Genomic DNA, 16,258 nt, shown 5'->3' on the forward strand with positions numbered 1-16,258 from the left:
GCAACGAGTGCGGCTTTTCTTTATGCTTTTTAGAACCTAGAACCTAGAACCTAGAACTTATTAACTCTTAGCGCGTTTCATCGCGGTGAAGAACTCTTCGTTAGTCTTGGTCATAGCCAATTTGTCGATAAGGAACTCCATACCAGTAACTTCATCCATTGGGTGTAAGATTTTACGTAAAATCCACATTTTCTGAAGTTCATCAGGTGTTGTAAGTTTCTCTTCACGACGAGTACCGCTGCGGTTAAAGTCGATAGCAGGGAAGACTCGCTTTTCAGCCGCTTTACGAGAAAGGTGTAACTCTTGGTTACCAGTACCTTTAAACTCTTCGTAGATGACTTCATCCATTTTAGAGCCGGTATCAACCAGTGCCGTAGCGATAATGGTTAAGCTACCGCCGTTCTCGATGTTACGAGCTGCACCGAAGAAACGCTTAGGACGGTGTAGTGCGTTAGCATCTACACCACCGGTAAGCACTTTACCTGATGATGGGATAACGGTGTTGTAAGCACGTGCAAGACGTGTGATTGAGTCGAGTAAGATAACAACATCTTTCTTGTGCTCTACCAGACGCTTAGCTTTTTCGATAACCATTTCGGCTACCTGTACGTGACGACTTGCTGGCTCATCGAAGGTAGAAGCAATAACTTCACCTTTTACCATACGCTGCATCTCAGTGACTTCTTCCGGACGCTCATCGATAAGTAGAACCATCAATACAACATCTGGATTATTGTAAGCAATGCTTTGGGCAATGTTTTGCAGTAATAATGTTTTACCCGCTTTTGGCGGTGCAACAATCAAACCACGCTGGCCTTTACCAATGGGTGAACATAGGTCGAGAATACGTGAAGTAATATCTTCAGTCGAACCATTACCACGTTCCATACGCATACGTTCTTCTGCATGGAGTGGAGTGAGGTTTTCGAATAAGATTTTTGTGCGGGAGTTTTCTGGCTTGTCAAAGTTGACTTCAGATACTTTCAAAAGTGCGAAATAACGTTCGCCCTCTTTAGGTGGTCTAATTTTACCAAAAACAGAATCACCTGTTCGTAAGCTGAAGCGACGGATCTGGCTTGGAGAGACATAAATGTCATCTGGACCAGCTAAGTAAGAGGCGTCACCACTACGAAGGAAACCGAAACCGTCCTGCAGAATTTCTAAGACACCACCACCGAAAATATCTTCACCGCTTTTGGCGTGGGCTTTAAGGATTGAAAATATAATGTCCTGTTTACGTGCTCGAGCTGGATTTTCAACGTTCATTTCTTGAGCAAGTAATACTAAGTCTGAAATCGGTGTGTCTTTTAGTTCTGATAAATTCATCTTGGAGGGTCTTTTTATGCGAGATAAGGCTATTTAAATTCAATGGTTCATAAAACGATGGGATATTGAACGAATAGCGAGATGTGGTTAATTAGAAATAGGTCTGGTTATTAAAGTAGCACTATAGTCGCTGCGCGTCTAGATATTTAGCTAAACCAGACACAATTTATTGCATAACTTGTGTCTGGCGTCACTTTTAGATACTGAACTTGGTTATGTATTCTTGATATATAAGCTACAGAACCGAATAAGTGCAGTATTAAAGTTGTGCGTCAATGAACTCTTTAAGCTGAGTCTTAGAAAGAGCACCGACTTTAGTGCTGGCAAGCTCACCATTTTTGAAAATAAGTAACGTTGGAATACCACGAACACCATATTTAGCAGGTGAAACCGTGTTTTGATCGACATTCATTTTTGCAATAGTTACTCTGCCTTCATACTCGTCAGCAACGTCATCTAAGATAGGCGCTATCATTTTACATGGTCCGCACCATTCGGCCCAAAAGTCGACGACGACAGGTAGTGTTGAGTTAATTACGTCATTTTCGAAGCTGTCGTCACTTAAATGTACTATTTTGTCGCTCATGATGTTCTCCAGTTAGGTTGCCATTGCTGGTTTGTTAATGGCTTAACCTGTATATTGGGATTGAAAAATAACTTTTCAAGGCATTAATTTTAGCCTTTAAAGCTAGTTTTTATTATTAGTCGCTATTTCAAACGATTGAGTTTCTTATTGCAACCCTAACTGGTATGCTGCCGCTATGAGCGAAACACATTTATCAAATCAAAAGTTTGCCGACTTTTCTCTTCATGAAGGGATAAAAACAGCACTTAACGAGAGCGGTTTTGAATTTTGTACGCCGATTCAAGCCCTATCTATACCTATACTATTACAGAAAAAAGATATTGCTGGCCAAGCCCAGACGGGAACAGGAAAAACATTAGCTTTTCTTGTTGCGACCTTTGAGCATCTTCTTTCTACTCCAATTCCAGAAGGACGTCAGATTAATCAGCCTAGAGCGATGATTATGGCGCCAACACGTGAATTGGCTATCCAAATAGCAAAAGATGCAACATTACTCGCAAAACACACTGGTCTGAAAGTCGGTATTGTTTACGGTGGTGAAAGTTATGATGTTCAGCGCAAAGTGCTGGATAAAGGTATCGATATTTTAATCGGTACTACGGGGCGTATTATCGATTACGTACGTCAAGGCATTATTAATTTAAGTGCTATTCAAGCTGTTGTTTTAGATGAAGCTGATCGTATGTTCGATCTAGGCTTTATTAAAGATATCCGTTTTCTCTTCAGACGTATGCCTGACGCCAAGTCACGCTTGAATATGTTGTTTTCTGCCACTTTATCGATGAAAGTGCAGGAACTGGCTTATGACCATATGAATGAGCCAGAGAAAGTCGTTATCGCACCGAATGAAAAAACCTCTAAAAATATTAGAGAAGAGATCTTCTATCCATCTATGGAAGAGAAGATGAAGTTATTACTGTCGTTGCTCGAGGAAGATTGGCCAGAAAAGGCGATCATATTCTCAAATACTAAGCACAGCTGTGAAAATGTCTGGTCTTGGTTGTCGGGTGATGGTCACCGCGTTGGCTTATTAACGGGTGATGTACCGCAAAAGAAACGTATTCGTATTCTTGAGCAGTTTACTACTGGCGAGTTAGATATCTTAGTTGCTACCGATGTGGCAGCGCGTGGTTTGCATATCTCAGACGTGTCTCACGTATATAACTACGACCTACCGGATGACTGTGAAGATTACGTACACCGTATCGGTCGTACAGGTCGTGCTGGTAAAAAAGGCATATCAGTGAGTTTTGCTTGTGAAGAATATGCGCTAAACCTACCTGCGATTGAAGAGTATATTCTTCATTCTATTCCAGTAGTTAACTATGATAGTGATGCCTTGTTGGATGATATCCCTGCACCAATCCGCATACATAGAAAGCATAATACTCGTCCACAAGGGCGCTCAGGTTCAGGACGTCCACAAGGTGGAAGCCGAAGTGGAAATCGTAATAATGCTCCACGTCGTCACGATACTACTCGTAGACACTCTTAGAGCATAATCGATGTCGACAGCTCGCTATGCTGCGATTACGTTAGGTTCCAATAGCTTTAATATGCTGGTCGCTGAAACCTTGGCAGGCCAGCCAAAAGTCATTGCTAAATACAAACGTAAAGTTCGTCTTGCCGAAGGGATCCAAACTGATGGTTCCCTAAGTGAAGAGATGTTACTACGTGGTCTCGATTGTTTAGCCATGTTTAGCGAGATGCTGGATAAAGAGGGAGTCACTGCCGATAATATTGCTGTTATTGCGACTGCCACTTTTAGAAATATTGTTAATTCAGATGACTTCTGTCGACGCGCCCTCCCCATCTTAGATCACCCTATCGAAATTATCTCCGGCATGCGTGAAGCTGAGCTTATCTATCAAGGTATGGTTGCAACGACTGCGGGCGAGGGACGACGATTGGTTATCGATATTGGTGGTGCGAGTACCGAGTTTATTATCGGAGATGGAGATAAAGTCTTACTTAAAACCAGCTTAGCCGTAGGTTGTGTCACTTTTAACGATAAATTCTTTAGCTCCTTTCCTTTTCAGCAGTTAGATTTTGATGAAGCAAAAAAGGACGTTAAATCTGTGCTGGGTGATTATCTAAGTGAGCTTAAGTTGTTAGGTTGGCATTGTGTTGTAGGCGCCTCAGGTAGCGTTCAGTCTGTGGTAGAGCTGCTTAATCATAGGAAGCAGTCGACGATCATTACCTTGGATGTGTTGCTTGCACTTCAAAAAGAGGTGTTATTACAGACAGATCCTTCGATGTTAGCCATCTCAGGTCTTCATTTGGAAAGAGCACCAACGTTTGTAGCCGGAGTCTCAATTCTATTGGCTCTGTTTGAGTTACTGGATATTAAGAGTTTGAATTTATCCGGTGGAGCGCTCAGAGAGGGTGTATTACAGATGTTATCTCAACAACAATTAGACAATCTCTGATACAGCAATATCATTTTTAGCTATTAGTTCCCCCCCCTCTATTGTTCAATATTTATATGATAAGTCTTTGTGTTCTATCTAACATGAATACTTTTCATCGTAATAATAGATTTAACCTATTTTCCATTCTTTTTAGCTGTCCTCAAGTTACCGACTCATTCGTAGCTTTTTTGTCACTCTAATCTCTCTTTGTTTAGATAGTATACATTTTTTGGATATTGAAGATTGTATATAATATGTGGTTCGTGTTATGTTTTTGTTGCACTTGGTGTTTGGTACACCAAAATCAACTAATAATATTTTGCCAAGTGCTTACTTAGATAAAGTTTAAGGGAGACTAAATCATGTCTAGAAGTAATGCGCTTATACGATTTTCGCCGAAAAAGACGTTAGCGGCTCTTGCCGTAGGTTCAGTGTTATTTATATCTGCCCCAGCGGCTATGGCTGCCGATACGAGTATTGTAAAAGGTCATATTGTAAACGCTTCAGGTAGTAGCCTATCTAATGCGACTATCACGCTTAAACATAAGACCAAGGGTCTTGTTTTTAAAATAGAAACTAATGATAAAGGTGATTATCTTTTACGTAATGTGCCTATCGGTGATTACGATATTACGATTAGTAAAGATGGTTACGAGCAGAACCAAGAAAATGGTGTTCAAGTTAGTATCGGGCAATCAGTTATTCTTGATAGTCAGTTATATTCGGCTGGTGCCGACAATGTTGAACGCATTGCTGTAATGGGCAGCATGATCCGTCGTGTAGACATGGCATCATCGACCTCAGGCTTAACTTTTAGTCAAGATGAGCTACAAACTATGCCTGTTAATACAGGGTTTGAAAGCATTGCGTTGCTTGCACCGGGTACTGCAGCTCCTGGTGGTTCAAATTTTGATGGTGCATCTAGTTTTGGTGGTTCATCTGCGGCTGAAAATGCTTACTATTTTAATGGGCTGAATGTAACAAGTATTCGTACGGGTTTAGGCTCAATTCGCCTACCTTGGGAGGCGATATCCCAGACACAGATAAAAACAGGTGGTGTTAGTCCTGATTTCGGTGGCGCATTGGGCGGTATTGTAAATGCTGTTTCTAAATCAGGTGAAAATGAATTCAAATTTGGTGCTGAAGCACGATGGGATCCAAGTTCTTTACGTTCATCTCATAGTAATATTTATCAATCAAATGGTGAAGTCGATACTAATACTCAACAAGATGGCTATGACTTTAAAGAGCTACAGTTATGGGCAAGTGGTGCAATTATTGAAGATTCTCTATTTTTCTATGGTTTGTTTGCGCCAAGACGAGAAGCTCAAGATTGGGCTGGACAAACAACTAAAGGCGGTCGAGATCGCGAAGAAGACCGCTGGTTTGCAAAGTTAGATTGGTACATGTCAGATGACCATTCAATTGGCTTCTCTGCAATGAATAACAAGCGTACATGGACAAATAAAACGTATGCTTATGATTGGGAAACCAATATTGTTGGTGAACAGCAAGGCGTAAATGCACCAGGTGAAGATGGTGGTAAAGTGTATAGCTTGAATTATAACGGTTATTTAACTGATGCTTTCTCAGTTTCAGCTGTTATTGGTCGAGTACAAGAAGATGTTGAAAATGTTGTGGCGTCAGCAAACCCTGGTGTTTGGGATTATCGTGATGGTTTTTCGACTTTAAGCCAACATACTAACTCGTCAGTATCAGAAGAACATTACACTCGTGACCAAGCTAGAATTGATTTCAGCTTGGATTTAGAAGATCACTCAATTCAATTTGGTGTTGATTATACCAAGGTTAAAGTTGATTATTCTTCGTCTCAAAACGGTATTGGTGATGCACAAGGTTGGTGGTCAATCTACACGGCTGGTGTTGATGATAACTCTGGTCAAACTCAGGGTGAAGACTATGTTGAACGCCGTGTGCGTGAACGTTTTACTGATTCGGACGTGACCTCTACTGCGTTTTATATCAATGACTCTTGGCAGGCAACTGATAACTTAGTGTTAAATCTTGGCTTACGTTATAGCGAGTTTGAAAACACCGTTTCTGATGGTCGTGCGTATGTGGAAATGGATAATCAATTTGCACCACGTATTCAAGCTATTTATGATGTATTTGGTGATGGTGAATCGAAAGTATTCGCAACCTATGGTCGTTACTTCCAGCCGGTTTCTGCGAATATGAATATTACTCAGGGCTCATCTTCTATTGAGTGGTTTGAGTATTCAGAACTTGATCAAGTCGATGCAGATGGACACCCCGTTATTAATGCCGACGGTTCGCCAAGCCGTGGTGCTATGCTTCGTGATCGTTGGGATCGTCAAAAAGGTATTACTGAACCAGGTTTGATAGCATCATCATCTCTTAAATCAATGTACTCAGACGAGTTTACTCTAGGCTATCAACAAGAAGTTTTTGAAACGATGACTGCTGGTGTGCGTGGTATTTATCGTGATTTAGGACGTAGTGTTGAAGACACTGATATTGGACCTGTTTTATCTAAGAAGCTTGCTGAGTTAGGTATCGAAGATAATGTTGGCCAGAGCTCTTATTACGTGCTCCTTAATCCAGGTGAAGATGTTGGTGTTTCATATGACTTCGATGGCGATGGCCAAGTAGATAACATTAACTTAAGTGCACAAGAGATGGCATTGCCTGAAGCTGAACGTAAGTATGTTGCGTTAGAATTTACTTTGGATGGTTCTGTGACAGATGATTTACGTATTAACTCATCGTACACATGGTCAAATAGCTATGGTAATACAGAAGGTCTAGTTAAAACCGATAATAATCAGGCTGACCCAGGTTGGACTACATCATACGATTATGGCGACCTAATGGATCACTCAAGTGGTGACCTACCAAATGACCATACTCATGCATTTAAAGTGAGTGGTGCATATAGCATTACTGAAGATTTAATCTTTGGTTTTGTCACTCGAGTCACTTCGGGTCGTCCTCAGAGTTATTTCTCACAGCATCCAGATGGTGTGGGTAGTTGTACTGCTGGGAGTCCTTGGGATGACTGTATAAGCCGTTACTACGACCAAGCTTCACACTATGATGAAAATGGTAATCCTGCACCACGTGGCACAGCGGGTAATCTACCTTGGGTTACTAATATCGATTTATCACTGACTTATATGACAGATATTTTTGATGGTGACTTTTCTATAAAAGGAACTGTTTATAATGTTTTAAATTCTGATTCTGCAATTAACGTGAATGAAGAAAGAGCACGTTATGCAGATACATCTTCAGGTTTAGAGCTTAGCCCTGACTATGGTATGACAACGGATCGTCAGGAAGAGCGATTCTTCTCAGTGGTGGCACGCTACGAATTCTAAATAGTTTATGCTAACAGGTAAGAAAGGCACTCATTGAGTGCCTTTCTTTGTTTATAACTTACCAACAATCAGTTCAGTATTTTGGCTAAATCTATCTCTAGAGAAGTTTCTGGTCGTTCGATAATCCGCCCTAACTCTTCACCATTTTGGCTAACAATAATGGTTGGAATACGGGTGAATTCGTATTGGGCTGCTAATCCTTCAGGATCTGATTTTGCTCTGTCGACACCGATATAAGTTACCTTGATATTCGGATTATTGACCTCTTCGAGAATACGAATTAAGCGGGGTGTTTCACGATGACAATCACCGCACCAAGTGCCGATAATAACCACAATTTCAGTTAACTCTTTTACATTTTTCAGTGGTGTAATGGCGGCTGTATCGACTTGGTATTCTTTATAGCCTTGTGAAAAATCATCCAGTTCAAGCATGGTTTGTGTTGCGACAGCTCCGGTTAAAATCACTTCCTGTATCTCCTCGTTGCATGTGGCAATTAAGCCGCTTTGATTCTCTTCGAATGCACAACCACTGCTGGCAAGAGTCTGGCAGCTAAAAAATAGGGCTGTAGTGGCAAGTAATGCCTTGATGTTATTGGTCACGATGATACCTCAGGCTTTGGAAAGTTGGCTAGTAATACTCGGCGCTGGAACGATATCTATTTAATCATTTAGCGCTGGGTTGGAAAAGTATCAAACTTGGTATTGGTTAGTTAGATCACATAGCAATGTTGTATTTGCTTGTGTGGGAGAGGAAAATATTGCCTCTCCCTACCTCGATTAATTATCTGACGGTAATACTGTCAATATTAAGTGGGTCACGCGTTGGTTTAGGTAAGCTTAATGCGGCGACTTTTGCAAATCCCGCATCAGAGATCCCACCTTCATATTGAGGTGTAGGATCGCCAGGATAAACAAAGGCTTTACTACCAGGGTTCCACGCGCGGAAAAAGTCACTTAGATCCGTTTGAGTTGCGTAAGACGCACATAGTAAGAGATGATCACTTTTACCTATGTTATCTTGTTGGTAACATAGGTTGTCGCCGTTAAGCGAAAACTGGCTATCATCGGGATTACGAGTTAAGCGATGCATCAGCTTGAATAGGTTCCATCCTTGCAAGCCTTTTTCATTGTCATAGTAAGCAGGCAACGTGCCTTGTGGATACCAATCATTGATCGTAAATTCAGTTTCTGCCCATTCTTTTAATTGAGCAAACATCACTAAACGCTCTCCTGCACCACCGGCAGCCCAAGCATGACCGTCTTCCGCTGCAACAAAATCAGGTGCTATACGAATATCTTGCTCTACCCGACTCATTTTGCCATGGTGTTTGTCTTGCATATAAAGTGCGAGCAGATTATTAACCACCTCTGTTGCCCCATCGATATTAAATGGTGCTTCAGCTGCATTATGGCCCACCTCGTGCCACAGTAACCAAGAGTTTAATGGCGATAACCCAATATTATCACTGCTGGCATTAAAGCCGTCACTCATCACTGGATAACCAGAGTGGGCATTACCTATGCTGATGGCCACATCGTTAACAAAGTGGTGGCGATTGGTTGGAATACTGCTGTCTGTTGCTTTGCGATTACGATCTCCTTGAAGACCTTCTTCACGGCTATAAAAGTCATTCATATCCGCGGCAAAGGTATCGAGTTCCTTAGCAAATAGCGCTGGGCTGCCCTTGTAATTGGTTGCCTTGAGGTTGGCTTTTGGCGCGGTATACGTAAAGCTTTGAGACATAACTTCACCAAGTGGAGCCGGAGAGTCCACTGGATTCAACCATTGCCCAACAGTACCGTTATATTGATAAAGAGGCGCGTCAACTGTAGCAGTGAAATTCAAGGTAACCGCTTGTCCATCCTGACCTTGGGCGTAAATTAAACCGCCATAGGGCGAGGTAATACTATAACTGCTGCCAATATCACCGACGTTTAGGGTAAATGATTGACTCATACGTGGTGGGCGTTTTAGCCCTAACTCATGCTTTTCACGTCCAGTAAGGTCATCAGCCAATGCCACAGTGATCGTAACGGGTTGATTGGTGCCGTTAACTGATACAGTAAACGGTGTTTGTGCTATTGCCCATTGGCCCGTTGGCTGACGGTTTCCAGCAAACCAAGCTGCAGTGTTATTGATAAAATCTAAGGTAATTGTTCCGCCGCCTTGAGAGCTTGTCGCTTCACCGGGGTACTGACGAGGATCGACTTTTACATCCAGATCCCAATAGGATCTGCCTAACATTAAGCGAGTCAGTGGTTTCTCCATGTAGTTCAGCGGATAACTCGGATTCATATATCCTGCGTATTTGCCTTGATCTTGTCCAAGTATCATCTGCTGCGTGAGCATCTGCTCTTGCAGTTCAGCGGGACACTCAGTACCGCCTTGAGCACGGTCATCGGTATAGCAGTTTAAAAACTGAGTAAAACGTTCGAAACCCAATTCGTCATCAAGGCTAGATTCATAACGATAGTCAAGATTGTTCCACAACCAGACGGTCATATTTTGGTAAATGCGGGTTAAATCCACATTGGTTAAACGAGATCCTTGGTCGCCTTTGGTACGGAAGTAGCGCTCGTGTTGATACAAACGCTCGATATTGGTGCCTAAATCTGCCGCTTTTACCATAGCACGGGCTTGTGCATCACCAAGATCGAGCTGAGTATATTGAGGGACTGACATCGTTCCAGTAACTGGGATATTGTTACCGGGTCGATATTCAAGGCAGTTGATCTCATAGTGAAAATTGGGATCTGTACACTCCTGATAAGCTGGAGAGCCATCAGATTTTGTGAATGCAGCTAAAATACGGGTTTTGGCTGCGTTTAGATCATCAGTTTGGCTCTCATCAATAAACGCGGTGTGGGTAAATTCTTTACCATCTTCTGTTGTTTCTACCCATTTAGCCACGGCCAGATTTGGTTTATCATCGGGTTTATTTTGTTGCTGGTATAGCCACTCTACACTGCCGTTTGCTTGGTTAATAATATAGGGAGATGTTTGAACTCCATCTTCACTTTCTACAGCGGCATAGCGTTCAATAATCCAGATGCCGTCGCCACGTTGATTGCGCACGCGATCTGCATAGCCGCCACTGGGTCCGTTACCATTGGCAACCACGGAGCCTCCCATACCAAACGCGATACCGGCACTATCAAGTAAACGCGATAATGCACCAGCATTATTTGTGTCAGCCAAGGTCTCCATGATCATGATATTGCCACCTTTGCTGACGTAATCCATCAAGGCTGTGACATCATCTTGGTTTAGTTTTGGCTTAGATGTATCTGCTTGCATAGGCAAAATATAGCCATTGTTGCCGGTATTAATGGTGTACTCAAAGCCATTAAGAATTAGCAACGGCATCGTTTGAGGGTCAATGCTTTGGAAGCTATCTAGCTGCTCAGTCGTAACACCGAAGATAGGGTCTATGACGTAGCTTTCTTGCTCTCCCATAACCTGTCCAGCACGTTTAAAGTAAACATGAGGAATATTGGTGCCAACGCTGTAGCCTGATTGGTTATTGGTCAGATATTTGAAGCTATTTTGGAAAAAATGCTTCATATCATCACTGTCACGACTTTCTCGACATTGACCGTTTTCGTCGATACCGCCATGCCAGCTATAGCCATTAGGGCAAACCAAAATAGAGTTATAACGTGCATTCCCCATGACCATTATTTTACCTAAACCTATTTCACCAATGCTGATAAAAGGCAGGTTATAGGTTGCCGTTTCGCCACTGACCTTGTCAGGGATAACTGTCGATGGTGCTTCGGTGATATATGCAAGGGTATCTTTGTCCCAGGCTTTGTTGGCGCCAAAGGGTAGCCAGTAGTTATTGTCATTACGCGCCATTAATACTGGAAAAGCACTATTGGCGATATTGACTGTTGCTTGACCGCGGGCATTACCTGTACTGCCATAAAAATTTGTACTATCGTGAAACACATGAAAAGCACTGACTTTATTCCAACCAACTTCAGATGTAGTGCCCCATAAACGTTGAATGTCAGCTAAAATTTGGCCACTGTCGTCGCTATTATTGACTGCTGCGTTAACATCAGTGCGATAAGATTGTGTTTCAGCTAGTAACTCCCTTTCTCTGACTGTTTGTTGGCAGTCGATATCACACAATAAATTATCTATGTCACTGGCTAACCCAGAGTTAAACTGATTACTAAACTCAGCTGGCAATATCTGTGTACCATTGCCTGTGTTTAATACTTTCTCTTTAGCATTTAATGATAAAGAGATAATTTCGTTTATCACGTTAGGGTATGAAGCAAAGACTTCTGCAACGCGTGCAGGCAATTGCCAGCCTTGTCCTTGAGTTGTGGCATAACGTAATACCAGCGCTTCGGCGTTGAGGCCGTTGTTGCCTTCGCCGAGCTGACTTAACGTGTAACTTTGCTGGTTACCGCGAACCTCTCCAAGCTCAAAAGTATCGATACCAAAGCTGATACTATCGCCCCAAGTAAATTGGAACGAACCATTATGGTCGGTTATCCCACGACCACTTCGATTAAAGTACTGAATGCCTGCAACTGGTTTCCCATGGGTGTCGGTTAATATTGCTGTTGATAGAATATTTTTCTCAGGCTTATATTGGTACGCCGTTTCTGCATCCGCCGCGACAAAATGCGCATTTAAATCTGTGGATGTACCGCTACTTACTTCAGGCTTTATATCAGGAATATGGGTAGAGGGGAGCTTATCTGCTTGAGCATCATTAGCTTGTTGCTCTAGTAATTCGCGGAATTCATCTTGATCCATAGACAAGCTGTTGAGGTAGATATTTTCGAACTGTAATGCCTGTAATGTCGATAGTTCAATATCGATCTGATTGCCTCGTACAATACCCATGGTTTTAATCAGTGTTTGGGCATTTGATGTTTCGACTGGCTTGCCTGTAAATTCATCAGCATTAGCCAATAATAGCTGTTTGCGTTCGGTCGGTGTTGACGTTTTGGCGACGTCAGGTCGAACATCACTAAAAGTAAGCAGTGCTAAATTGTTATATGAACAAGTGACGCTATCACCAATTTGTATTTCAAACCCATTGGGTTTTTGATCGTTACAAAGTATCGGCTCACCCAGTAATAATTTTCCATCTAGTGATACCGTTATGGCAAGTTTAATGGGTGTTGACGGACCGATTGGGATTGAGGGGATAGAAGGGGTCGGTGGTATCACTGGATCTGTATCATCGTTACACCCACCAAGGAGTGTCAATAACACCAGTGTCAAAATTGATTTTTTCATTGTAGTCCTAATCTGAGATTGTTTCTTATTCGTTCAGTTATATATGCGACATTTTTTCATTAAATATGAAAGCCGATTGTTATTTGGGGTGCATCTGCAACTTGAGTGTTTAGTAAAGGCAGTGGATGAGAATCGTCTCGCCATTATAAAAGTAAAATAATGGTATTTTAATTAAATAACGTATTAATAATTAACAAGACTATATTAATTTGTGAGCGTGATCACGTAGTTGGTTTTGGTGTCATCAGTATCTCGATAGAAAATACTCAGCAGCTTGCTAGAAACAAAAAAACCTCCGGATGGAGGTTTTAATTAAGGCTGAAAGATCTAGCCAAGGTTTATTTCACTTGATCTTCTTTTAGCCATTGAGCTGCATGTTTGGCAAAATAGGTCAGTATACCGTTTGCTCCGGCGCGTTTGAAGCAAAGCAGCGATTCCATCACGATGGCTTTTTCGGAAAGCCAGCCATTCTCGATAGCTGCCATATGCATGGCATATTCCCCACTAACTTGATAAGCAAAAGTCGGTACGCCTAGTTCACGTTTAACGCGGGTAACGATATCAAGATAAGGCATACCAGGCTTAACCATGACCATGTCAGCTCCCTCTTGAATATCGAGGGCGACTTCGTGTAGGGCTTCATCACTGTTGGCTGGGTCCATCTGGTAGCTGTGTTTATTGCCACCTTTAAGGTTACCCGCAGAGCCTACGGCATCACGGAATGGCCCGTAATAGTTCGATGAGTATTTAGCTGAGTACGCCATAATCAGCGTATTCACATGACCAGCAGCTTCTAAGGCTTGACGGATAGCACCAATACGTCCATCCATCATATCCGATGGGGCGATGATATCGGCACCTGCTTCGGCGTGTGATAGTGCCTGCTTAACTAAAATTTCTGTGGTGATGTCGTTAAGAATGTAGCCATCTTTATCTATGATGCCATCTTGGCCATGAGTCGTGAAAGGATCCAGTGCGACATCTGTCATCACACCTAATTCCGGGAAAGCGTCCTTCAGGGCCCGAACGGCGCGTTGTGCTAATGCATCGGCGTTATAAGCCTCTTCCGCTAATAGGGTCTTCTTTTCCGCTGGAGTCACTGGAAATAGTGCGATAAGTGGAATACCTAGCTTAACAATTTCTTCCGCTTCCTTAAGGAGTAGGTCGATTGAGTAGCGTTCAATGCCTGGCATTGAAGCGATCTGTTCAGTTCTATTATTGCCTTCTAATACAAACATCGGGTAGATAAGATCGTTCACCGAAAGTTGATTTTCAGCCATTAAGCGACGGCTAAAATCATGTTTACGCATGCGACGCATTCTGCGTTGTGGGAAGGCACTGGTAATAATATTCACGTTCGACTCCTAACTATATCCATTAGATGTAACTTGCCATTGGATGCTTGTTACTTAAGATTGGGTGTTGTTTATCTCTTTTTGAGGCCCAGGCGTATAAACCATTACTCGGTTACGCCCGTCATTTTTTGCACGATAAAGTGCTTTATCAGCTTGTTCCAATAATCTGGTTGGTTGAACCTCAGATTGTATGATTTCCGAACTGACACCGATACTTATGGTGAGAGGAATATCGATGTTCTCCCAAATAATCGGTAAGTTATCAATGGTTTTCCTTATCAGCTCTGCAACCCTTTCTGCACCAAGTTCATCTGTGTTTGGAAGTATAATAGCAAACTCTTCGCCACCAAAACGTGACACCAGATCAGCTGGTCGTTTTAATTTCTCTTTTAGTGTTTGAGCAATAAGTCGAAGGGTCTGATCACCTGCTAAATGACCGTAACTATCGTTGATTGATTTAAAGTGGTCGATATCAATCATTAAAATGGCCATAGGAGTTTGTTGTCTACGGCTTAATTTCCCCTCGGCTTGCAGGCGTTTATCGAAAGCCGCGCGGTTTTTTACGCCAGTTAAACTATCAGTCGTCGTCTGCTCGGTTAGTTTTTGATTTGCTTCGTTTAGTTCTCTCAGTGCAATCTCTAATTCTAGGGTTCGCTCTTGGACCATCTGCTCGAGCTTTTCATTACTATTTGCCTCGATGAGTAAGGCTTCTTCTTTGGTTTTATGGATCCGCTGTGACTGGAGTAATGCTTCCTTTTGGGTTTTAAGTTTTGATTTTCGCTCATCGTTATAACGAATAGCGAGAATGCTAGCCATAAAGATTATCTCGAAAGTGAGACCAATCATCAGCGGGGTTAGGTTTGCTATCGGCAATGAAAACAGCCCCAAATATAGGGAACCAGTGACAAATGAACCGAGCAGCATTCCGCTCCAAGCTAGGGTGTAAAGTTTAGCGAGTTTGTGTCCTCTCACTGCGAGTAAACAAGCGATAAACATAAGGAGCGCAGTCACAAATAGCACTGCAATTATGTTGATATACAGAGCTTGTGAATACTTAAGTAGTGGAGTGATAAACAGGAGTAAAAGTGCAAAGCTTGCACTGTAACGACACAATCTGAGTAAAGGGAGACTGTGGTATTTTAACTGCAGTACTTTCTCTGTGAAAAGTAACGCAAAAAACATACCTAAGGGGATTAAAAGTGTGATCATTAAAGGTTGGAATATTGGCCAGTTTGGCCACAGGAATCGAAAGGCAACCCCTTGAAGTGTGGCTACCAGTAAGGTGACCGATAACACATAACCAGCATAATAGCTGTAGCTAAATGAGCGCGATATTATCGCGATACAGAGACAAAAAAAGCCAATGGCAGTAAGCGCACCTAGTTGAAAGCCGGTTGATAATGAATGGGTTTCAGTGTATTGCACAAATGCAGTTGGCGACCATAAGCTTAGTGGTAAGTTGGCACTTCCCTCGGAGTCAATTTTAATATAAAAGGTGTGTAATACTTCAGGTTCTAATTTAAATGGATAGATAAACAGATTGTTGATAACCAGTCTTTGTGCAAAAGGAAGGCTATCCCCCATTTGGGTGTGATTAACCAGTTTACCTTGCACAAAGTGATAGATATCCAATTTATCTATGTGAGGATTCCCCAGCGAGATAAGCTTGTCGATAACGTTTGGCCCAGCATTATAGAGGTTAAATTTAACCCAGAAAGGATCGACATCAATGTGGTTATAGTTATTTTGTGGAAACCGCTCCCAGCGTGTTGAACTGAAGTTCTTAACTTGTTCAATATCTTGGTTATCAGTAGAAAATGCATAATACAGCCAAGAAGAGATCTCTAGGGCTTTATCTGAATCCTCGTTGAGGGCGAGTAAAGTTTCAGACTTAACCTGAGAACAGAAAACCAGACAAAGGGTGAGAAAAACTAAATTAATCAGTTTCAT

General features: G+C 42.1%; 9 protein-coding genes. 3 read left to right on the forward strand and 6 right to left on the reverse strand.

Going from position 1 to position 16,258, the window contains the following annotated elements:
• Window positions 1-60: 60 nt before the first annotated feature.
• Window positions 61-1,326: a transcription termination factor Rho gene (gene rho / locus HWQ47_RS03070; protein WP_269969729.1), complete on the reverse strand. Its 1,266-nt coding sequence runs from the start codon at window positions 1,324-1,326 to the stop codon at window positions 61-63.
• 259 nt (window positions 1,327-1,585) lie between these two features.
• Entirely contained in the window at window positions 1,586-1,912 is a 327-nt protein-coding gene (gene trxA, locus HWQ47_RS03075; RefSeq protein ID WP_269969730.1) for a thioredoxin TrxA, read from the reverse strand.
• Between the two features lie 175 nt (window positions 1,913-2,087).
• Here trxA and rhlB point away from each other — a divergent pair, with 175 nt between their 5' ends.
• From rhlB to HWQ47_RS03090, 3 genes are all read left to right on the forward strand, one after another.
• Window positions 2,088-3,407, forward strand: a complete 1,320-nt coding sequence (gene rhlB / locus HWQ47_RS03080) for an ATP-dependent RNA helicase RhlB (protein WP_269969731.1) — start codon at window positions 2,088-2,090, stop codon at window positions 3,405-3,407.
• Between the two features lie 10 nt (window positions 3,408-3,417).
• Window positions 3,418-4,341: a Ppx/GppA phosphatase family protein gene (locus HWQ47_RS03085; protein WP_269969732.1), complete on the forward strand. Its 924-nt coding sequence runs from the start codon at window positions 3,418-3,420 to the stop codon at window positions 4,339-4,341.
• 344 nt (window positions 4,342-4,685) lie between these two features.
• Entirely contained in the window at window positions 4,686-7,685 is a 3,000-nt protein-coding gene (locus HWQ47_RS03090) for a TonB-dependent receptor (RefSeq protein ID WP_269969733.1), read from the forward strand.
• A 68-nt stretch (window positions 7,686-7,753) separates the two neighbouring features.
• On the opposite strand, the gene HWQ47_RS03095 is transcribed toward HWQ47_RS03090, so the two are convergent.
• The 4 genes from HWQ47_RS03095 to HWQ47_RS03110 all read right to left on the reverse strand — a co-directional run bounded on the left by HWQ47_RS03095 (window position 7,754) and on the right by HWQ47_RS03110 (window position 16,258).
• Window positions 7,754-8,287 (reverse strand): thioredoxin family protein, encoded by a 534-nt coding sequence (locus HWQ47_RS03095; RefSeq protein ID WP_269969734.1) that lies wholly within the window; start codon window positions 8,285-8,287, stop codon window positions 7,754-7,756.
• A 181-nt stretch (window positions 8,288-8,468) separates the two neighbouring features.
• Complete coding sequence (locus HWQ47_RS03100) at window positions 8,469-12,953, reverse strand: SslE/AcfD family lipoprotein zinc metalloprotease (protein ID WP_269969735.1); 4,485 nt, start codon at window positions 12,951-12,953, stop codon at window positions 8,469-8,471.
• Between the two features lie 338 nt (window positions 12,954-13,291).
• Window positions 13,292-14,308, reverse strand: coding sequence for a porphobilinogen synthase (hemB, locus tag HWQ47_RS03105; RefSeq protein WP_269969736.1), 1,017 nt, complete (start codon window positions 14,306-14,308; stop codon window positions 13,292-13,294).
• Window positions 14,309-14,362: 54 nt separating this feature from the next.
• Window positions 14,363-16,258: a sensor domain-containing diguanylate cyclase gene (locus tag HWQ47_RS03110; protein ID WP_269969737.1), complete on the reverse strand. Its 1,896-nt coding sequence runs from the start codon at window positions 16,256-16,258 to the stop codon at window positions 14,363-14,365.

This window comes from Shewanella sp. MTB7 (assembly GCF_027571385.1).
GTDB lineage: Bacteria > Pseudomonadota > Gammaproteobacteria > Enterobacterales > Shewanellaceae > Shewanella.

What these genes read in the sequence shown, in the direction of transcription:
- HWQ47_RS03090 (WP_269969733.1), top strand. Translation starts at nt 4,686, where the DNA reads ATGTCTAGAAGTAATGCGCTTATACGATTTTCGCCGAAAAAGACGTTA.
- rho (WP_269969729.1), bottom strand. Translation starts at nt 1,326, where the DNA reads ATGAATTTATCAGAACTAAAAGACACACCGATTTCAGACTTAGTATTA.
- HWQ47_RS03100 (WP_269969735.1), bottom strand. Translation starts at nt 12,953, where the DNA reads ATGAAAAAATCAATTTTGACACTGGTGTTATTGACACTCCTTGGTGGG.
- HWQ47_RS03110 (WP_269969737.1), bottom strand. Translation starts at nt 16,258, where the DNA reads ATGAAACTGATTAATTTAGTTTTTCTCACCCTTTGTCTGGTTTTCTGT.
- rhlB (WP_269969731.1), top strand. Translation starts at nt 2,088, where the DNA reads ATGAGCGAAACACATTTATCAAATCAAAAGTTTGCCGACTTTTCTCTT.
- trxA (WP_269969730.1), bottom strand. Translation starts at nt 1,912, where the DNA reads ATGAGCGACAAAATAGTACATTTAAGTGACGACAGCTTCGAAAATGAC.
- HWQ47_RS03085 (WP_269969732.1), top strand. Translation starts at nt 3,418, where the DNA reads ATGTCGACAGCTCGCTATGCTGCGATTACGTTAGGTTCCAATAGCTTT.